Here is a 19,987-nt window from a genome sequence, read left to right as displayed (position 1 = left end):
ACTGAGGGGCGTTCAGGCCGGGTTTAATAAACGAGATGATGGAGACGCGTTATTTTCCCGATGTCGAACCACGGCGGGCCGCCAGTGCGCCCGTACCGCGCGCGAGGGCGGGCATGACGCCCGTGACCCTGCGCGACATCGCCGCCGCCACCGGCCTGTCGATCGGCACCGTGTCGCGCGCCCTGAAGAACCAGGGCGGGATGACCGACGCCACCCGCAAGCTGGTGCGCGACGCCGCCGAGCAGCTGGGCTACGACTTCTCGCAGCTCAAGAAGCGGCGCATCCGCCGCATCGCCTTCCTGCTGCACAGCCAGCACAACACCCTGGCTTCCAGTCCCTTCTTCACCGAGGTGCTGCACGGGGCCGAAGAAGCCTGCAGGCGCGAAGGCATCGTCCTGTCGCTGATCGTGGTCGGCCCGGCTGAACCCCTGCTGGAGCAGATCCGCCTGCACCAGACCGACGCCATCCTGTGCGCCGGCTTCTTCGAGCCCGAGGTGCTGGCCGCCCTGCAGCAGATCGGCAAGCCGATGGTGCTGGTGGACATGCACCGGCGCGGCTTCACATCGATCAACCCGGACAACAAGAACGGCGGCTACCTGGCCACCCAGCACCTGCTGCGCACCGGCCGCAAGCGCATCGCCATGCTGTCCGGATCGCTCGCCCACTACAGCATCCAGCAGCGCAACCACGGTTTTCGCCAGGCCCTGTTCGACGCCCGCGTGCTGGCCGATCCCAACCTCGAAGTCATCGTGCCCACCATGGGCGAAGGCGAAGAGGGCGTGAACGAAGCCATGCGCAGCCTGCTCGCCTTGCCCAAGCCGCCGGACGCGCTGTTCTGCTACAACGACAGCACCGCGCTGGCGGCCATGAAGTATTGCCTCAACCTGGGCATGAAGATTCCGTCCGACCTGGCCATCGTCGGCTTCGACGACATCGCCGGCGCCGCCGCCGCCATTCCGCCGCTGAGCACCATCCGGGTGGACAAGGAAGCGCTGGGCCGCGCCGGGGTCGAATCCCTGCTGCGCAAGGCCGACGGCGAACCCACCCAGATCACCGTGCCCGTCGAAATGATCGTGCGCGAGAGCAGCTACGACGACTAGTTCCCACCCGACCAAACGCCAACATGACGACTCTTCCGAACTTCCGCAGCCCGGCTGTGCTGCTCGAGCACGCGCACCACACCATGCGCTTCTACCATCCGCGCGCGATCGACCCCGCCGGCGGGCTCTATCACTATTTCAAGGACGACGGCAGCGTCTACGACGCCCAGCACCGCCACCTGGTCAGCAGCACCCGCTTCGTGTTCACCTATGCGATGGCCTACCGCCACTTCGGCGACCCGGCCTACCTGGACGGCCTGCGCCACGCGCTGCGCTTCCTGCGCGACGCGCACCGCCAGCCGGGCGGCGGCTACGCCTGGATGCTGGACGGCGGCAAGGTGGAGGACGGCACCCAGCACGCCTACGGCCAGGCCTTCGTGCTGCTGGCCTATGCCCACGCCACGATGGCGGGGGTGGAGGAGGCGCGCGCCTGGATCGGCGAGACCTTCGCGCTGATGGAACAGCGCTTCTGGAGCGAGGCGGACGGCCTTTACGCGGACGAGGCCAGCGAGGACTGGAGCGTGCTCTCGGGCTATCGTGGCCAGAACGCCAACATGCACGCCTGCGAAGCCCTGCAGGCCGCCTATGCGGCCACCGGCGAGCGCCGCTACCTGGAGCGCGCCTACACGGTCGCCTACAACATCACCCAGCGCCAGGCGGCGCGCTGCGGAGGGCTCATCTGGGAGCACTACGACGCCCAGTGGCAGCCCGACTGGAAATTCAACATCGACGATCCGGAAAACCTGTTCCGCCCCTGGGGCTACCAGCCCGGCCACTTCACCGAGTGGGCCAAGCTGCTGGTGCAGCTCGAGGCGCGCTCCCAGGGCGTGCTGGACCAGGACCTGGGCTGGATGCTGCCGACTGCGGAAAAGCTGTTCCGCACCGCGGTGGAGAAGGGCTGGGACCGCGAATTCGGCGGCCTGGCCTATTCGCTGGCGCCGGACCTGAGCGTGTGCGACCCGCACAAGTATTTCTGGGTGCAGGCAGAGAGCGCGGCCGCCGCCGCCCTGCTGGCCCGGCGCACCGGCAATGCCGAGTACTGGGACTGGTACGAGCGCCTCTGGGCCTACAGCTGGACGCGCTTCGTCGACCACCAGCACGGCGCCTGGTACCGCATCCTCGACCGCCAGAACCGCAAGCTGAGCGACGAGAAGAGCCCGGCCGGCAAGGTCGATTACCACACCATGGGCGCCTGCTACGACATCGTGGCCGTGCTCAAGGAGATGGGCCATGCGTGACGCGCCCCTCATGCTGTGCGCCGGCGAGGCGCTGACCGACATGATCCATCAGGGCGACGAGCAGTGGGTGAGCCGGGTGGGCGGCTCGACCTGGAACGTGGCGCGTGCCCTGGCCGGCCTGGGAGAGCCGACCGGCTTCGCCGGCGCCATCAGCCGCGACCGTTTCGGCGACGCCCTGTGGGCCGCCAGCGAGGCTTCCGGCCTCGACCTGCGCCTGCTGCAGCGGGTGGAGCGCTCGCCGCTGCTGGCCATCGTCGAGGGCGGCGAACCGCCGCGCTACTTCTTCGTGGGCGACGACAGCGCCGACCTGCATTTCGACCCGCGCCAGCTGCCGGAAGGCTGGGCCGACGCGCTGCGCTGGGCCCATTTCGGCGGCATCAGCCTGGCGCGCCAGCCGCTGGCCGCGACCCTGGTCGCCCTGGCCGCCGAGCTCAAGGCGCGCGGCGTGGCGATCAGTTTCGACCCGAACTACCGCAACCTGATGGATGCGCGCTATACCCCGACCCTGGAGCGCATGGCGGCCCTGGCCGACGTGATCAAGGTCTCGGACGACGACCTGCGCGGCCTCTTCCCCGGCCTGGCGCTGGACGAGGCGCTGGCGCGCCTGCGCAGCCATAACCCGGCCGCCCTCTGCCTGCTGACCCGCGGCGGGGAGCGCGCGAGCCTGCTGCGCGGCGAGGAGCGCGTGGATGCGCGCGCGCCGCGCGTGCAGGTGGTCGACACGGTCGGCGCCGGAGACGCCAGCGTGGCCGGCCTGCTGCACAGCCTGGCCCGCCATCCGCAGCGCAGCCTGCAATCCCACCTGCACGCCGCGCTGGCGACCGGTTCCGCCGCCTGCCTGCAGTCCGGCGCCACGGCGCCCCGGCCGGCAGCGGTGCAGACCCTGTTCGAACAACTCGAAGGAGCGGCAGCATGATGGTTTTCACCACCCGTAGCGGCAGACTGCTGCCCATCCTCGGCTTCGCGGTGGCCACCTGGATCATGCCGGCCCAAGCGCAGCCAGGTAGCGGCGCGACCGCCGGCGCGATGCCGGTCAACACCTTCATCGGCACCCAGGACGAAGGCAACACCTTCCCCGGCGCTTCCGCCCCCTTCGGCATGATCCAGGTGAGCCCGATCGGCGAGCACTACGCCGGCTGGCGCTACAGCGACAAGCGCATCCGCGGCTTCGGCCACTCCTTCCTCTCCGGCGCCGGCTGCTGGGAACAGGGCGGCCAGCTGGCCGTGCTGCCGGTGACCGGCCGCATCGGCCCCGGCGGCGACTTCGACACCAGCAAGCCGGCCAGCTTCGACTACAAGCGCTACGCCGCCGAGTACACCCACGAGGGCGAAGTCGGCCAGGCCGGTTACTACAAGGTGCGCCTGACCAGCTACGGCGGCATCACCGCCGAATCGACCGCGCTCACGCGCGCGGCGGCCGAGCGCTACACCTTCTCGAACAAGTCGGGCCTGGGCCACGTCCTGCTCAACCTGGGCCAGGCCAACGAACGCCATTCGGTGGTCGGCAGCGAAGTGAAGATCGTCGACAAGCAGGCGGTCGAGGGCAAGATCGTCACCCGCAGCTTCTGCGGCGGCGCCAAGTACACGACCTGGTTCCGCATCGTGTTCGACCAGCCCGTGGTCGCGCACGGCGTCTGGGACGACCGCGGCGGCTGGCCGGGCACGGCCGGGCCGAGCCAGCAGGGCGACAGCAAGCCGCACGGCGTCTGGCTCAGCTTCGACCTGAAGAACGGCCAGGCGGTGACGGCGGTGAGCGCGATTTCCCACGTCGACGCCAAGGGCGCGCGCGTCAACCTCGAGGCCGAGGGCATGGCCGGCGGGCGTCCGCTGTCGTTCGACGCCATGAGAACCAAGGCGCTGGACGCCTGGCAGCGCGAGCTGTCCAGCGTGCGCATCGAGGGCGGCAGCATCGACGACCGCACCGTGTTCTACACGGCGCTCTACCACGCGCTGCTGCAGCCCCTGACCGGCAACGACGCCGACGGCCGCTACCGCGGCTACGACGACGCCATCCACACCGCCCGCGACTGGACCTATTACGAGTTCTTCTCGCTGTGGGACACCTACCGCGCCCAGAACCAGCTGATCGCCCTGCTGCGTCCGCAGCGGGCGCGCGACATCGCCAATTCGGTGCTGAAGATCCGCGAACAGGGCGGCTGGCTGCCGCGCTGGGGCTACGCCAGCTTCGAGACCAACATCATGACCGGCGATCCGGTCACGCCCTTCCTGGTCGACCTGTGGCGCTTCGGCGCCCTCAAGGGCCGCGAGCGAGAAGCCTGGACCGCGCTGCGCGAGAACGCCTTCGGCGTGCCGCCCTTCGCCATCCGTCCCCAGGGACGTGCGGGCAACCCCAGCTACCTGCGCCAGGGCTTCGTGCAGTACGACCGCGGCTTCGTCTCGAAGGGCATGGACACCGACCCGCACCACGGCGCTTCCGCCACCCTGGAATACGCGCTCGCCGACAGCGCGCTGGCCTACATGGCCAAGGCCCTCGGCCACGCCAAGGATGCGCAGGCGCTGTCGCAGCGCGCGCTGAACTGGAAGAAGGTCTGGGACGCCAGCGTGGTCGACGAAGCGACCGGCCAGCGCGGCTTCCCGCGTCCGCGCCTGGAGGATGGCAGCTGGTTCTCCGACGTCGGCAGCGGCTTCGATCCGCGCGGCGACCACGGCTTCCACGAAGGCACCGCCTGGCAGTACCAGTGGCTGGTGCCGCAGGACGTGCCTGGCCTGGCCGCCGCCATGGGCGGCACGCCCCAGGCGCTGCGCCGCCTCGACCAGTTCTTCGACTACGAGGCCGTGCTGGCCGACCCGGCGGCGGTGCGCAAGTCCTGGGTGGTGGGACCGTACAGCTACTACGCCCAGTTCCGCTACAACCCGAACAACGAGCCCGACCTGCACGCGCCCTGGATGTACACCCTGATGGGCCAGCCGTGGAAGACCACCACGGTGCTGCGCGCGGCCGAGACCCTGTTCGGCAACGGCCCGAGCGGCGTCACCGGCAACGACGACCTGGGCACGATGTCGGCCTGGTACCTGTTCAGCGCCCTCGGCATGTATCCGGACGCGCCGGGCAGCGGCCGCTTCCTGCTGCATGCGCCGCGCTTCCCGCGCGCCGAGATCGACCTGGGCCAGGGCCGCACCCTGCGCATCGAGGCGCCGGAAGCGAAGGCGGGCGAGCGCCGCTTCGTGCAGTCGGTGAACTGGAACGGCCGTCCGCGCAGCCAGGTCTGGCTCGACTGGGAGCAACTGAGCTCAAGCGGCACCCTGAGCTACCGCCTGGCGCCGCAGCCCGACGAAAAGGGCTGGGGCACGCGCAAGGCCGACCTGCCCAATCCGCCCGCGGGCCTGAACTGAGCCGGCATTGACAACCACAGGAGACAGCATGGCAAACACGGTATTCAACAAGGCGCCCGCCGCGCCGGCGGCGGGGGCGGCGGAACTGCGCCAGGGCAGCGACACGGGGGCGCTCGTGATCGTCACCATCCTGTTCTTCATGTGGGGGCTGATCACCTCGCTGAACGACGTCCTGATCCCGCACCTGAAGGCGATCTACACGCTGAGTTACGTGCAGGCGATGCTGGTGCAGTTCTGCTTCTTCGGCGCCTACTTCATCGTCTCGCTGCCGGCGGGCGCCCTGATCCGCCGCATCGGCTACCAGAAGGGCGCGGTGGCCGGCCTGCTGGTCGCGGCGGCCGGCTGCGCGCTGTTCTACCCGGCCGCCTCCAGCGGCTATGGCCTGTTCCTGTTCGCCTTCTTCGTGCTGGCCTCCGGCATCACGGTGCTGCAGGTGGCGGCCAACCCCTACGTGGCGGTGCTGGGCCCGGCGCGCACGGCGTCCAGCCGCCTGACCCTGACCCAGGCCTTCAACTCGCTCGGCACCACCATCGGCCCCGCGCTGGGCGGCCTGCTGATCCTGTCCTCGGCCACGGCGGTGCTCGACCCGGCGGCCGAGGCGGCCAGCGTGCGCGGCCCCTACCTGGGCCTGGCCGCCGCACTGGCGGTGCTGGCGGTGCTGTTCCTGCTGGCCAAGCTGCCGACCATCGTCGAGGCGGAAGACACGCCGCTGGCGGGCGAAGGCCACGGCTCGGCCATGGCGCACCGCCACCTGGTGCTGGGCGCGATCGGCATCTTCCTCTACGTGGGCGCGGAAGTGAGCATCGGCAGCTTCCTGATCAACTTCCTGGGCGAGCCGCACATCGCCGGCCTCTCGCACGCGGACGCGGCCCACTACGTCAGCATCTACTGGGGCGGGGCGATGGTCGGCCGCTTCATCGGCTTCGCCGTGATGCGCGTGGTCAGCCCGGGCAAGACCCTGGCCTTCAACGCGCTGGCGGCGATCGCGCTGGTGCTGGTCGGGACCTTCGGCCAGGGCAGCCTGGCGATGTGGGCGATCCTGGCGGTGGGCCTGTTCAATTCGATCATGTTCCCGACCATCTTCAGCATGGCGCTGCACGGCCTTGGCAAGTACACGGGCCAGGGCTCGGGCATCCTGTGCATGGCCATCGTGGGCGGGGCCATCGTCCCGTTCGCGCAGGGCGCGCTGGCCGACTTCATGAGCGTGCAGGCGTCCTTCCTGCTGCCGGCGGCCTGCTATGCCTTCATCCTGTATTTCGGGATCAAGTACGCGGGGATGTACTCCGCCAAATAAGGCGAGGGAAGAGGGGAGGGGCTAGCCGGCCAGCTTCGGAGGGTGGCCCAGCCTGGTCAGCTCCATCATCAGGCGCTCGCAGTGGTCGCCCTGGATCTCGATCACCCCGTCCTTGACCGTGCCGCCGGAACCGCAGGCGCTGCGCAGTTGCTTGCCCAGCGCCGCCAGCGCGGCCGCATCCAGGGCCAGGCCCTTGACCAGGGTGACGCACTTGCCGCCGCGCCCCTTGGTCTGGCGCGACACCTTCACCTTGCCGTCGCCGAGCGGCGCGCCGCTCGCCTTGCAGGCGCAGGCCGCCACCGGCTGGCCGCAATTGGGGCACATGCGCCCGCTTTCGGTGGAATAGACCAAGCCGCCCTGGGAACGATTCTTCATGCTGTGTCCGACGTGGTGAAGTGCGTGATCGCGCAGTGTAGCGCCTTGGGCGCCGCCTATGAAGAGGGCAGGGCGCCGTCGCGGCCCGCGTCGAGCAGGAAGTCGCGCAACAGGCGTGCGCTCGGCCCGATGCGTTGCGAGTGGACCAGGAAGATCTCCAGCGGCGCCGTCTCCACCTCGGGCAGCACCCTGACCAGTTCCCCCGATGCGATCAGCGTCGCCGCGTCGTAGGCCGGCAGGCGCGCGATGCCTTCGCCCGCCAGCACGAAAGCCAGGCGGGCGGCGGCGCTGTCGGTGGCGACGTCGCCCCTGACCGCCAGCTGCAGCTCGCGCCCATCCGCCCGCACCGTCACGCTGCGCTGGGCCGGTGGGTAGACCACCCAGCGGTGCTGTTCCAGCTCGGCGGGCGAGGCCGGCATGCGGTGGCGGCGCAGGTAGGCCGGCGCGGCGCACAGCATGGTCGGCTCGCGCACCAGGCGCCGCGCCACCAGCGAGGAATCGGGCAGCGGCCCGGCGCGCACCGCCAGTTCGATCCCCTGCTGGACCAGATCGACGTTGGCGTCGTTCATGGCCACGTGCAGGCGGATCGCCGGGTAGCGGCGGCGGAATTCCAGCAGCGCGGGCAGGATGCGCTTGTTGCCGAAGTGGTGGGAGCAGGTGATGCGCACCTCGCCGCGCGGCTCGGCGCGCAGCAGTTCCATGCCCCGGATGCCGTCGTGGGCTTCGTCCAGCAGGCGCTCGCAATGGACCCGGAAGGCTTCGCCGGCCGGCGTCAGGCTGAAGCTGCGGGTGCTGCGCTGGGCCAGCGGCACCCCGAGCTTGGCTTCCAGCGCGCGCACGTGGTGGCTGACCACGGCCCGGGTCAGGCCCAGGGCGCGCGCGCCGGCGGCGAAGCTGCCGCAGCGTACGACGGTGGCGAAGACCGCCATCGCGCGCAACTCGTCCAGGATCGGCGAGGGCTCGCCGGCGTCGGATTGTATGATTTCGTTTGACATTGCGTCATCTTAGCAGTATCTACCGGGGCCTTTCTCGCGCTCGTATAGTTGATCTCACCGGATGTGCCGGGATTCTTGCAGAGAAGGAGAAGATCATGAGCGTGAAACATGTACTGTTTATTGTGACAAACACAGCCGAGATTGGCCCGAACAAGCGTCCCACGGGCTATTATTTCCCCGAAGTGGCGCACCCTTGGGAGGTGCTCGAGCGGGCCGGCATTGCCGTCGAATTCGCCTCGCCCCTGGGCGGCGCGGTGCACGAGGATGGCTATGACGGCAGCGACCCGGCCCAGGCCGCTTTCCGCGACAGCAAGGCGATCCGCCGCCTGGCGCGCAGCCGCAAGCTGAGCGAGGTCGACGTGCGCGACTACGACGCCGTGTTCGTTCCCGGCGGGCTGGGGCCGATGGCCGACCTCGCGACCGACCCCGAAGTCAAGCGCGCGCTGGCCCAGGCCTGGGATGCCGGCATGATCGTGGCCGCCGTCTGCCATGGCCCGGTGGCGCTGCTCGGGGTGAGGCTGGCGGACGGTTCGCCGCTGGTCGCCGGCCGCAAGCTGACCTCCTTCTCGAACGCGGAGGAAGCGGGCTATGCCCAGGCCGACGTGCCCTTCCTGCTGGAAGACGCGCTGCGCGCCGAAGGCGCCGACTATTCCGCGGCCGCGCCCTGGCAGTCCAGGGTGGTGGTCGACGGGCGCCTGATCACCGGCCAGAACCCGGCCTCGGCGACGCCGCTGGGCGAAGCGCTGGTCGCGGCGCTGCAGGGTGGCGCGCGATGAGCGCCGCGGGCGAAGTGACCGTGGTGGCGCGCTGGTTGCCGTACGAAGGCGAAGTGGCCGAGGTGTTGCGCCTGGTCGGGGAGCTGCGGGCGAAGTCGATGCTGGAGCCGGGCTGCGCGGGCTATGAGGTGTACCAGTCGGTGGAGTTGCCGCGCGGGGTGCTGCTGTATGAGCGCTACCGCGATGCGGCGGCGCTGGAAGCGCACCGGCAGTCGGCGCACTACCAGGAGTTGCTGGTGGGGAAAATACTCCCGCTGCTGGCGCAGCGGAAGGTGGAGGTGTTCGGGGCCTAGCAGGGCGGAGCGCGTGTCCCGGCAGGACTTGGGTCCCGGCCTGCGCCGGGACGACGGGTCGGCGAGGCCTCGCCTCAGTCCGCGCCGGTGGCGACGGGGCGCGACTTGTCGCCCACCCATTCGCTCCAGGAGCCGGGATACAGCGCCGCCCCAGGCATGCCGGCGACTTCTAGGGCCAGCAGGTTGTGGCAGGCGGTGACGCCGGAGCCGCACTGCATGATCGCCTTCGACGGGTCGTCGATCAGCGCCGCGAAATCCTCGCGCAGCCGGGCCGCTTCCTTGAAGCGGCCGTCGGCCTGCAGGTTGTCCTTGAAGAAGCGGTTGCGCGCCCCCGGGATGTGGCCGCCGACCGGATCGATGGTCTCGTTCTCGCCGCGGAAGCGGTCGGCCGCGCGGGCGTCGATCACCACCCGCTCGCCCTTGCCCAGGTTGTCGACCACCTCGGCCACGCCCACCGTGCTCACGAAGGGCGCGCGCACCGTGAAGCGGCCGGCCGCGCGCGCCGGCACGTCGGTGGTCAGCGGCAGGCCGGCCGCCTGCCAGGCGGCCATGCCGCCGTCCAGCACCGCCACCGCCTCGTGGCCCAGCCAGCGCAGCATCCACCACAGGCGCGCCGCGTACATGCCGCCGTGGGCGTCGTAGGCGACCACCTGCGAGTCGTCTTCGGCGCCCCAGCCGCGCAGCAGCGCGGCCAGCGCCTCCTTCTCCGGCAGCGGGTGGCGGCCGCGGAAGGCGCCGTCGGCGCCGTATTTCGACCCCGACAGCTCGGTCTCGATGTCGCCGAACACCGCGTTCGGCAGGTGGCCGATGGCATAGCCGTCGCGGCCGGCGGACAGGTTCAGCAGGTCGTGGCGGCAGTCCACCACGATCCACTTCTTGTCGTCGATGTGGGCGGCCAGTTCGGGCGCGCTGATCAGGGTCTTGTACATGGGGCTCCTCAGGTTTCGCTGGCGATCGGGTCGGTCTTGTCCTGCACGGCCCCGCGGGCCGTCTTCTGCGTATTGTAGAACGTCGCGGCGATGCCGGAAGCGAGGATCACGCCGATGCCGAGCCAGACGTGCCAGTCGAAGCTGTCGCCCCACAGCGCCAGGCCCCACAGGCTGGAGAACACGATGCCGGTGTACTGCAGGTTGGCCACCACCAGCACCTTGCCGACGCGGTAGGCGCGCGTCATCGCCATCTGGGCCAGCAGGGCCGAGAAACCGATCGCCAGCAGGAGGATGGCGCTGCCCACGGTGTGGCCGTGGAACACGGCGTCCTCGGGACCGTCGCCCAGCAGGGTGCCGGCCAGGCCGGCCAGGGTCGTGGTCAGCGAAAAATAGAACACCACGCGGTATTCGGGCTCGCCCATCTGGCCGAGCTTGCGCACCTGCATGTAGGCCATGGCCGAGATCACCGAGGAGCAGATGCCGGCCAGGCCGCCTACCCACTGATTGCTCTCGACTGCCGGCTGCAGCACCAGGGTCACGCCCAGGAAGCTCATGCCGATCGCCAGCACCAGCGGCCATTCGGCGTGCTTGGTCCCGGTCCACCAGCCCATGGCGAACATCCAGGCGGCGATCCAGATCGGCGCCATGTAGTTGAGGGTGACGGCGGTGGCCAGCGGCAGGCGGCCAATGGCGAAGAACCACAGCCACAGCGAGGTGACGCCGACGATGCTGCGCCAGACGTGGGCCTTGGGGAAGGGTGTCCTGAAGGTGCCGCCCTGGTGGCGCACCATCAGCATGAGCATGAGCGTGCCGACCAGGCCACGGTACATGAGGAGTTCGGAGGTGGAGTAGAACTCGGAGGCCAGTTTCACGCCCGCGCCCATGGCGGCGAACGCGAAACTGGCGAACAGCATCCAGAGAGAAGCCATCAGGTCCTTGGGGTCACAGCTCGAGCTTGGAGCGGTACCACTCGTGGAAATGCTGCATCCCGTCTTCCATCGGCGACTGGTAGGGGCCGACTTCGTTGACCCCGCGCGCCAGCAGGATCTTGCGGCCAGCGTCCATGCGCAGCGCGATCTCGTCGTCCTCGATCGCGGTTTCCATGTAGGCGGCGCGCTCGGCCTCGACGAACTCGCGCTCGAACAGCACGAACTCCTCTGGGTAGTAGAACTCGACCACGTTGCGGGTCTTCTGCGGGCCGATCGGCCACAGGGTCGACACCACCAGCACGTTCGGGTACCACTCGACCATGATGTTCGGGTACAGCGTCAGCCAGATCGCCCCATACTTCGGCGGCTGGCCGTTGTTGAACTTCAGGACCTGCTCCTGCCACTTTTTATAGGCGGGCGAGCCGGCTTTCTGCAGCGCGCGGTTCACGCCCACGGTCTGCACGCTGTAGTCGCGGCCGAAATCCCATTTCAGGTCGTCGCAGGAGACGAAGTTGCCCAGGCCCGGATGGAAGGGCTCGACGTGGTAGTCCTCCAGGTAGACCTCGATGAAGGTCTTCCAGTTGTAGTCGCACTCGTGGATCTCGACGTGGTCGAACATGTAGCCCGTGAAGTCGAGGTCCCTGGTGACCGACATGTTGGCCAGCTTCTCCATCACGTTGTAGCCGTTCTGCTCGAACAGCAGGCCGTTCCAGCTTTGCAGCGGCGACTTCGACAGGTTCAGGCAGGGCGTTTCGCTGAAATGGGGCGCGCCGATCAGTTCACCCTTCAGGTCATAGGTCCAGCGGTGCAGCGGGCACACGATGTTCTTGGCGTTGCCGCGGCCATTGAACATCAGCGCCTGGCGATGACGGCAGACGTTGGACAGGACTTCGATGCCGGCGGCGTTCCGCACCAGCATGCGGCCTTCGTTCTCGGATGCGAGCGTCGCGAAATCGCCTACCTCAGGCACCATCAATTCGTGCCCGACATACCGCGGGCCCTTGTGAAACAGTTGCTGCATCTCGCGCTGCAGCAGCGCTTCGTCAAAGTAAACATTTACCGGAAGCTGAGCGGAGCGCGCCAGCTTGGCGTGGGTAGCCAGATCGGACATCCCAACCCCCCTTTAAATAAGCACTACCAAAGAAGAGAAAGAATCCAAAGACCAGTATTTACGAAAGCCGGGAAAGAAAGTGCGGCGCGCCAGGCAGCGGCCTACTGCGATATCGGGCTTCGTTTCGGTTGAGGAATACGGTATTTCGGACAGAACCGGAGATTATACCGTGTAATAAGCGCTACAGTCTTGGGCCTGCGCGAGAATGTGGTACTCGGGTGCACAGAAATTGCCGAAATGGCATTGTTTTCATAAGCGGGGAGGGGTCTCGGCTAGAATGTGGCCTGGCGGGCAAGTTGTGGATGCTGCAAGGTGCGCACCCCTGTGCGGAAGGATTGATCTAAAATACGCGATTGGACCGACCTATGGCGCACAACTTGCGCCTCTACGAAACAAAGGCTATGTCAAACACTATTACCGCGGCGCCGCCCGAATCCTTCGAACAGGCCATGGCCGAACTGGCCCAGCTGGTGACCCAGATGGAGTCCGGCCAGCTGCCGCTGGAAGCCTCGGTCGCGGCCTATGCGCGCGGTTCGGAACTGGTGAAATACTGCGCCGCCCAACTGGAGAAGGTCGAGGCCCAGGTCAAGGTCCTGGAAGGCGACATGCTCAAGCCCTTCTCGAACGACGGCGACGAGGGCGGGCAATGACGGCAGTGGCGTTCAGCGCCTGGGTGCAGGAAGTCCAGGCCGAAGTCGAAGGGGCGCTCGATGCCTTCCTGCCGGAGGCCGGCGCGGTGCCGCGCAAGCTGCACGAAGCGATGCGCTACACGGCCCTGGGCGGCGGCAAGCGGGTGCGCCCGCTGCTGGCCTACGCCAGCGGCGCCCTGTTCGGCGCCGAGCGCCGCGCCCTGGCGCGGGTGGCGGCGGCGGTGGAGATGATCCACGTGTATTCGCTGGTGCACGACGACATGCCCTGCATGGACGACGACGCCCTGCGCCGCGGCAAGCCGACGGTGCACGTGGCCTACGACGAGGCGACCGCGCTGCTGGTGGGCGACGCCCTCCAGGCCCAGGCCTTCCAGGTGCTGGCCGAGGCGGACAGCCTGCCGCCGGCGCGCCTGGTGGGCATGCTGCGCCTGCTGGCCGAAGCGGCCGGCTCGAGCGGCATGTGCGGCGGCCAGGCGATCGACCTGGACAGCGTCGGCCTGGCGCTCACGCGCGAGGAACTCGAGCGCATGCACCAGCTCAAGACCGGCGCCATGCTGCGCGTCTCGGTGATCCTGGGCGCGCTCGCGGGCCGCGACCTGGCCCCGCGCGAGCTGGAAGCGCTGGCCACGTATTCGAAGGCCATCGGCCTGGCCTTCCAGGTGGTGGACGACGTGCTCGATGCGACGGCCGATTCGGCCACGCTGGGCAAGACCGCCGGCAAGGATGCGGCGGACAACAAGCCGACCTATGTGTCGATCCTCGGGCTGGAGCCGTCGCGGGCCCTGGCCGAGCAATTGCGGCGCGAAGCGCATGAGGCGCTGGCGCCATTCGGAGAACAAGCACTGCGGCTGCGCGAACTCGCGGACCTGATCGTGCAGCGGAAGGCCTAAATGAAACTGCTAGAAACCATCAACGACCCCGCCGACCTGCGCCAGCTCCCGCGCACGCAACTGACCCCGCTCGCCCACGAGCTGCGCCAGTTCCTGCTCGATTCCGTCTCCAAGACCGGCGGCCACCTGTCCTCGAACCTGGGTACGGTCGAACTGACGATCGCGCTGCACTACGTGTTCAACACCCCGCACGACCGCATCGTGTGGGACGTGGGCCACCAGACCTATTCGCACAAGATCCTGACCGGCCGCCGCGAGCGCATGCCCACCCTGCGCCAGCTGAACGGCCTGTCCGGCTTCCCCAAGCGCGACGAGAGCATCTACGACACCTTCGGCACCGCGCACTCGTCGACCTCGATCTCGGCGGCCCTGGGCATGGCCCAGGCGGCCAAGCTCAAGGGCGAGGAGCGCCACGCGATCGCCGTGATCGGCGACGGCTCGATGACCGCCGGCATGGCCTTCGAGGCGCTGAACAACGCGGGCGTCGAGGACGACGTCAACCTGCTGGTCATCCTGAACGACAACGACATGTCGATCTCGCCGCCGGTGGGGGCGCTGAACCGCTACCTGGCGCGCCTGATGAGCGGCCAGTTCTACGCCGCCGCCAAGAACGTGGGCAAGAGCGTACTGCCTGGCCCGGTGCTCGACCTGGCGCGCAAGCTGGAAGAACACGCCAAGGGCATGGTGGTGCCGGCGACCATGTTCGAGGAATTCGGCTTCAACTACATCGGCCCGATCGACGGCCACGACCTCGATTCGCTGATCCCGACCCTGGAGAACATCCGCAAGCTCAAGGGCCCGCAGTTCCTGCACGTGGTGACCAAGAAGGGCCAGGGCTACAAGCTGGCCGAGGCCGAACCCATCCTGTACCACGGCACCGGCAAGTTCAATCCGGCCGAAGGCATCAAGCCGGCGCCCGCGCCGAGCAAGCTGACCTACACCGAGGTGTTCGGCAACTGGCTGTGCGACATGGCGGCGGTCGACAAGCGCCTGGTCGGCATCACGCCGGCGATGCGCGAAGGCTCGGGCATGGTGCGTTTCCACCAGGAGTACCCGGAGCGCTACTTCGACGTCGGCATCGCCGAGCAGCACTCGGTGACCTTCGGCGCCGGCATCGCGACCGAGGGCCTGAAGCCGGTGGTGGCGATCTATTCGACCTTCCTGCAGCGCGCCTACGACCAGCTGATCCACGACGTGGCGCTGCAGAACCTGGACGTGACCTTCGCGCTCGACCGCGCGGGCCTGGTGGGCGCCGACGGCGCGACCCACGCCGGCAACTACGACCTGGCCTACCTGCGCTGCATCCCGAACATGGTGGTGATGGCCGCCTCGGACGAGAACGAGTGCCGCCAGATGCTGACCACCGCCTACCACTTCCCCGGCCCGGCCGCGGTGCGCTACCCGCGCGGCGCCGGCGTGGGCGCGGCGATCCAGCCGGAGCTGAGCTCGATCGAGATCGGCAAGGGCGAAGTGCGGCGCGAAGGCAAGGGCATCGCGATCCTGGCCTTCGGATCGATGGTCGCCCCGAGCCTGAAGGCGGGCGAGGAGCTGGATGCGACGGTCGCCAACATGCGTTTCGTGAAGCCGCTCGACGTCGAACTGGTCGCGCGCCTGGCCAAGGAGCACGACTACCTGGTGACGGTGGAAGAGGGCTGCGTGATGGGCGGCGCAGGCGCCGCCGTGATGGAGGCGCTGGCCGCGGCCGGCATCGCCAAGCCGGTGCTGAACCTGGGCCTGCCGGACAAGTTCATCGACCAGGGCGACCCGGCGGCGCTGCTGGCCTCGGTGGGCCTGGACGCCAAGGGCATCGCAGCCTCGATCCGCCAGCGCTTCGCGGGTGGGGAGCCGAGGCTGGTGGTCAACAATACCTGAGCGCCGTCCAATCCGGCCCAAGCCGGCCCGGTAAAAAAAAGCCGTGCGCAGCCTGAGCTGCCCACGGCTTTTCCTTTTTTGGCCACCTGCCACAAACCGTCGTTCCGGCGCAGGCCTCGGCGGCCCCGCCGGAACCCAAGTTTGCTCGCGCAACAGCTATTTTGAGACGCTTGTGGCTGCGCATGAAAACTTGGGTTCCGGCCTTCGCCGGAACGACGTGTGAGGGCAGCGGACTAGCGGTCAGCAAGGCGAAGCGAACGCCTGATCAACGCCCCGAATCACCCACCTGCGCCGCGCGTTCCGCGCGCGCCAGCGGCACCGGATCGTCGGTCTCCACCATCAGCACCGTGGTCGCCGCCGGCGCCCCGGTCCGGCCCAGGTACTGCAGGGCGCCCACATAGCGCTTGCCCGCCTCCAGCCCCGACCAGCTCAGGTTCACCGTCGCGGTCCGGCCCGCGTACACGCGCGGCGGCACGCTGGCGCTCAGGTTCCCCGCGCCACCACCGCCCACCAGCGCGGAGGACAGCGCGAAATCGACCGACGAACCGTTGGCCGCCCGGTGCCCGACCACGCACACCCGGTACTCGCCGGCCGCCGGGGCCGACAGGATCGCCTGCTCGTTCGAGCCGCTGGCCATGCTGGAGCTGGCCAGGGCGCCGTCCGGCCCCAGCACCGCCAGGTCGAGGTCGTCCTCGCCCGGCGCGCCGGTGTCGCGGTCGAACAGCTCGAACAGGGCCACCGCGGTCCCGGCTGGAATCGCCACCGGCCGCGCCAGGACCCCGGGCGCCCCGGCGCGGCAGGCCGCCTGCAACCGCGCCGGCGTGTCGTAGCGCGCCGCCTGGCCGACCCGCAGGCTGGTGCGCTCGATCTCGCGCAGCCCGCGCGGGGTCGCCCCCATGCGGCCGCTGAAGTCGGTGAACACCGCGATCATGCTGCTGCCGCTGGTTTTCTCGGAGTGCAGGATGTTCGGCGCCACCACGTCGCGTCCGATGCGCGCGATGATCGGGCTGCGCACCACGTGCTTGCCGTCGGTCCAGGTCAGCTTGCCGACCCGCCACACGCGCTCGACCGCGCTGGTGCGCGTCAGCGACAGCGTGAAGTCCTTGCTCTCTCCGGGCGCCAGGGTGAGCGAAGAGGGCGAGAGCACGGCGTCGAAGCCGCTCATCTCGACCTTGCCGGTGTAGGTCGCGCTGGTGGAACCGACGTTGGTCACCCGGCGCTTGACGACGACCGTGCCGACCACGTTGCCGACCGCGATGCCCGGCTGGTTCAGCTCATAGCCCTCGATACGGCCTTCCCCGCACTCCTTGTCCATGCCCACGCCGCACAGGTACTTCCTGTAGTCGCTGGGCGTCGCCGCATACACCAGTCCCGGGCCGTCGGCGCGGTTCGGATCGACGTGGCCCGCTCCCTGTCCCCAGGGCGCGTAGCCCGCCATCTCGCCGTACTGGCCGTCGAACAGGGTGTCGTAGGCGGTCGTCATCAGCGCCGACTTGATCGCCGAGGGCGACCAGTCGGGGTGGCGCTGGCGCAGCAGCGCGGCCAGGCCGGCCACGTGCGGGCTGGCCATCGAAGTGCCCTGGTACATGGCCCAGTCCGACGGCGGTGCGAAGCTGCCGTTGACCAGGTCGGCGTGCTGGTCCCGGCTCAGCCCCGGCGTGACGCCGGCCAGGATGTCGACGCCGGGCGCGGCCAGGTCGGGCTTGAGCACGTTGGGGTCGAAGCGGTTCGGCCCGCGCGAGGAAAAGCCCGCCACCACCGGGGCGCTGCCGCGCCGCCCGATCGTGAACTTGCCCAGCGCCGCCGTGGCCCCGCCCTTGGCCACATAGGCCAGGATGGCCGCGCCGTCTTCCTCGCTCACGTGCAGCGCGGGCACCGCCTGCGGGTCGGCCACCAGGCCGCCGCCGTCGTCCACCAGCACCATGCCGGCGCCGCCGGCCTCGCGCACCGCAGTCCCTTTGTCCAGGCGGGCGTTGTCGCCGCGCCGGCACACCAGGATCGCGCCGCGCGCCTTGGCCGGATCGAGCACCGCCTGGCCGCCGTTGGCGCCGGCGCTCGGGCACAGCGCGGCGCGCGCCGGGTCGGCGCCGGGCAGGGCGATGCTGGCGGCGTTGAGCAGCGGGGTGCCGGCCGGCAGGGCGCTGCCGTTGAGCGACGCGCCGATGTACTTGGCGCCGTTGCCGAGCGTGAGCTCGGCCTGCATGAAGCGGTCGTGGGTGGAGGCGGCCACCGTGGTCAGCCAGGGGCTGACGTGGGTCACGGCCTGGGGCGCGCCGGCGTTGCCGCCCGAGGCGGCGACGAAGACCCCGGCGTTGGAGGCGTGCAGGAAGGCCTGCTCGACCGGATCGGCGACCGTGAAGCCGCCGCTGATCGAATAGTTCAGCACGTGCACGCCGTCGGCCACGGCCTGCTCGATGGCGCGAATGCTGTCGCCGGTCCAGCAGCTCACCTCGTTGCCCTTTTCGCTGCCCGGATCCGCGTAGCTCCAGCACACCTTGTAGGCCGCCACCCGCGCGCGCGGCGCCATGCCCGACACGGCGCCGAAGGCGACCCCGCCGCTCACCGCCTGGACGCCGTGGTTGCCGGCCGCCGTGCTGGCGGTGTGGGTGCCGTGGCCTCCGCTGCCGAGCGCGCCCCCGATCGAGTCGCGCGGCGAGCGGAAGTCGGTCCAGGACATCTCGCCGCCGCTGGCTTCCATCGCGGCGCGGAAGGTGGCGTCGAAATAGCGCGCCCCGATCAGCTTGTTGTTGCAGTGGGCCACCGTGAAGGCCTCGCCGGTCTGGCATTCGCCTTGCCAGTGGGCGGGTGGCGGGCCGTAGGCGAGGGCGCCGCTGTTGTCGAAGGTCGGCTTGCCGGCCGCGTCGACGCGGTCGGCGAAGGCGGGGTTCTCCGGCCACAGGCCGCTGTCGATGATGCCGATGATGACGTCCTCGCCGGCCTTGTCGGCGCCGCCGGCGCGGTTCCACAGGCCGTCCGGGCGGTCCAGGCCGAGGAAAGTCGGGGTGTAGCTGGTGTGCAGGCGGCGCGGCTCGTCGGCCGAGATCGCGGCCACCTCCGGGCTGGCCTTCAGGCGGCGCACCTCCTCGTCGGTCAGCAGGGCGGCGAAGCCGTTGAACACCAGCTGGTAGGTATGCAGCACTGGCGCGGACGCCACCGTGGCCTGGACCCCGGCCTGGCGCTGGCGCAGGTAGTCGGCGTACAGCTGCACCGGGGCCGAGCTCAGGTCGAGGCGGCGGCCGGCGCTCGTGCGGGTGGCGGCCAGGCCGTCCACGCCACCCTGGTAGGACGCCACCGGGGCGTCGGCCAGGCGCACGATGTAGGGGCGGCGGGTATCGGCGGCGCCGGCCTGGAGCAGGGGCGCCAGCAGCACGCCCAGCAGGACGGTGGAAGACAGGCGCGGCTTCATTCCTTCACCTCGCGCACGGCTTTGCGGTCATGGCGGCGATAGGCGAACAGTCCGAGCAGCCCGACGCCAAGCATGATCCAGGCGCCCGGCTCGGGCACCGCGCTGACCAGCTCCAGATTGTCGACCGCGAACTGGCCCTCGTTGGTCTGGAAGGCGAAGCAGGCGCCGTCCTGGTTGCAGGCGAAGGCAAACAGGGCCAGCGCGACGAACTGCTCGCTGGCGAAGGCGCCGGTGCTGTAGTCGGCGAAGGACAGCTCCTTGCCGAGCGCCGGCAGCTCGATGTCGAACAAGACCGAGCTCCTGTCGGCGCGGAAGCCCTCCAGGCGCAGGATGCCGGGCACGAAGGGGTAGATGGCGCCGGCATAGGGACCGATGAAGGAGGCCGACAGGGCGCTGATCGAGAAGGCGGCGCTGTCGGCGCGTTCGATCACCACCACGCCGTCGTTTAGGCCGGCCAGGTAGCTGCCGCTGGCGCCCTCGGGGCAGTGCAGCCAGACGCAGGCGCCGCTGCCGCCGTCGAGGATGCCGCCGACCAGGTCGGTCGGCAGGGCGTCGGCGAATCCGGAATCGCCGCGGAACAGGTAGCCGCCGGCGGCGATGCTTTGCCCCACGTGCAGCGCCTGCGGCGCCAGGGTATCGAAGTCGATGGTCTCGGCGTGCAGGGGCGCGGCGGCCGCCAGGCACAGGCCGAGCAGGGCGCTGTGGAAGATGCGTCGAAACGGGGTGTTCATGATGTCCTTCCAAAAAAAGTGCGAACGGATGCGGCGCCCGGCGT

18 protein-coding genes are annotated in these 19,987 nt (G+C 69.5%); 11 read left to right on the top strand and 7 right to left on the bottom strand.

All coding sequences use genetic code 11. The features are described 5' to 3' along the window. Positions 1-113: 113 nt before the first annotated feature. From B0920_RS13965 to B0920_RS13945, 5 genes are read left to right on the top strand one after another with little or no spacing between them, the layout of a single operon-like run. Positions 114-1,100, top strand: coding sequence for a LacI family DNA-binding transcriptional regulator (locus B0920_RS13965; protein ID WP_078033081.1), 987 nt, complete (start codon positions 114-116; stop codon positions 1,098-1,100). 23 nt (positions 1,101-1,123) lie between these two features. Next, the gene (locus B0920_RS13960; RefSeq protein WP_078033080.1) at positions 1,124-2,338 is read left to right on the top strand and encodes an AGE family epimerase/isomerase; all 1,215 of its coding nucleotides are present in this window, start codon (positions 1,124-1,126) and stop codon (positions 2,336-2,338) included. Then, a complete protein-coding gene (locus tag B0920_RS13955) occupies positions 2,331-3,254 on the top strand; it encodes a carbohydrate kinase (protein WP_078033079.1) in 924 nt (307 codons plus the stop codon). Before B0920_RS13960 ends, B0920_RS13955 begins: the two co-directional genes overlap by 8 nt. Further along, positions 3,251-5,692, top strand: a complete 2,442-nt coding sequence (locus B0920_RS13950) for a GH92 family glycosyl hydrolase (RefSeq protein ID WP_078033078.1) — start codon at positions 3,251-3,253, stop codon at positions 5,690-5,692. Before B0920_RS13955 ends, B0920_RS13950 begins: the two co-directional genes overlap by 4 nt. A gap of 28 nt (positions 5,693-5,720) precedes the next feature. Then, a complete protein-coding gene (locus tag B0920_RS13945; protein WP_078033077.1) occupies positions 5,721-6,986 on the top strand; it encodes a sugar MFS transporter in 1,266 nt (421 codons plus the stop codon). 21 nt (positions 6,987-7,007) lie between these two features. Here the strand turns inward: B0920_RS13945 and B0920_RS13940 are convergent, their stop codons facing one another. Both B0920_RS13940 and B0920_RS13935 read right to left on the bottom strand, forming a co-directional pair. Then, positions 7,008-7,361, bottom strand: a complete 354-nt coding sequence (locus tag B0920_RS13940) for a translation initiation factor Sui1 (protein ID WP_078033076.1) — start codon at positions 7,359-7,361, stop codon at positions 7,008-7,010. Between the two features lie 56 nt (positions 7,362-7,417). Continuing rightward, a complete protein-coding gene (locus B0920_RS13935) occupies positions 7,418-8,356 on the bottom strand; it encodes a LysR family transcriptional regulator (RefSeq protein ID WP_143745728.1) in 939 nt (312 codons plus the stop codon). A 95-nt stretch (positions 8,357-8,451) separates the two neighbouring features. Here B0920_RS13935 and B0920_RS13930 point away from each other — a divergent pair, with 95 nt between their 5' ends. Continuing rightward, the gene (locus B0920_RS13930; protein WP_078033075.1) at positions 8,452-9,132 is read left to right on the top strand and encodes a type 1 glutamine amidotransferase domain-containing protein; all 681 of its coding nucleotides are present in this window, start codon (positions 8,452-8,454) and stop codon (positions 9,130-9,132) included. After that, a complete protein-coding gene (locus tag B0920_RS13925) occupies positions 9,129-9,425 on the top strand; it encodes a putative quinol monooxygenase (RefSeq protein ID WP_078033074.1) in 297 nt (98 codons plus the stop codon). Before B0920_RS13930 ends, B0920_RS13925 begins: the two co-directional genes overlap by 4 nt. Before the next feature lie 74 nt (positions 9,426-9,499). Here the strand turns inward: B0920_RS13925 and B0920_RS13920 are convergent, their stop codons facing one another. From B0920_RS13920 to B0920_RS13910, 3 genes are read right to left on the bottom strand one after another with little or no spacing between them, the layout of a single operon-like run. Further along, entirely contained in the window at positions 9,500-10,354 is an 855-nt protein-coding gene (locus B0920_RS13920; RefSeq protein WP_078033073.1) for a sulfurtransferase, read from the bottom strand. 8 nt (positions 10,355-10,362) lie between these two features. After that, positions 10,363-11,283: a DMT family transporter gene (locus B0920_RS13915; protein WP_078033072.1), complete on the bottom strand. Its 921-nt coding sequence runs from the start codon at positions 11,281-11,283 to the stop codon at positions 10,363-10,365. A 13-nt stretch (positions 11,284-11,296) separates the two neighbouring features. Further along, positions 11,297-12,394 carry an aromatic ring-hydroxylating dioxygenase subunit alpha gene (locus tag B0920_RS13910; RefSeq protein WP_078033071.1) on the bottom strand — a complete coding sequence of 366 codons (1,098 nt, stop codon included), beginning with the start codon at positions 12,392-12,394 and terminating at the stop codon, positions 11,297-11,299. On the opposite strand from B0920_RS13910, the gene B0920_RS25970 reads away from it, so the two are divergent. From B0920_RS25970 to dxs, 4 genes are all read left to right on the top strand, one after another. Then, positions 12,287-12,526, top strand: coding sequence for a hypothetical protein (locus B0920_RS25970; RefSeq protein WP_179119054.1), 240 nt, complete (start codon positions 12,287-12,289; stop codon positions 12,524-12,526). The genes B0920_RS13910 and B0920_RS25970 overlap by 108 nt on opposite strands. 269 nt (positions 12,527-12,795) lie before the next feature. Continuing rightward, positions 12,796-13,044 (top strand): exodeoxyribonuclease VII small subunit, encoded by a 249-nt coding sequence (locus B0920_RS13905; RefSeq protein ID WP_078033070.1) that lies wholly within the window; start codon positions 12,796-12,798, stop codon positions 13,042-13,044. Beyond that, positions 13,041-13,934 carry a polyprenyl synthetase family protein gene (locus tag B0920_RS13900; protein ID WP_078033069.1) on the top strand — a complete coding sequence of 298 codons (894 nt, stop codon included), beginning with the start codon at positions 13,041-13,043 and terminating at the stop codon, positions 13,932-13,934. The genes B0920_RS13905 and B0920_RS13900 overlap by 4 nt, the downstream gene beginning before the upstream one ends. After that, positions 13,935-15,806 carry a 1-deoxy-D-xylulose-5-phosphate synthase gene (gene dxs, locus B0920_RS13895; RefSeq protein WP_078033068.1) on the top strand — a complete coding sequence of 624 codons (1,872 nt, stop codon included), beginning with the start codon at positions 13,935-13,937 and terminating at the stop codon, positions 15,804-15,806. A gap of 265 nt (positions 15,807-16,071) precedes the next feature. Here dxs and B0920_RS26450 read toward each other — a convergent pair whose 3' ends face one another. Continuing rightward, complete coding sequence (locus B0920_RS26450; RefSeq protein ID WP_078033067.1) at positions 16,072-19,212, bottom strand: S8 family peptidase; 3,141 nt, start codon at positions 19,210-19,212, stop codon at positions 16,072-16,074. Continuing rightward, positions 19,209-19,943, bottom strand: coding sequence for an NF038120 family PEP-CTERM protein (locus tag B0920_RS13885; RefSeq protein WP_179119159.1), 735 nt, complete (start codon positions 19,941-19,943; stop codon positions 19,209-19,211). The genes B0920_RS26450 and B0920_RS13885 overlap by 4 nt, the downstream gene beginning before the upstream one ends. Positions 19,944-19,987: the final 44 nt, after the last annotated feature.

This window comes from Massilia sp. KIM (assembly GCF_002007115.1).
In the GTDB taxonomy this organism is placed as follows: domain Bacteria; phylum Pseudomonadota; class Gammaproteobacteria; order Burkholderiales; family Burkholderiaceae_D; genus Telluria.
This window is presented reverse-complemented; position numbering and strand designations above follow the sequence as displayed.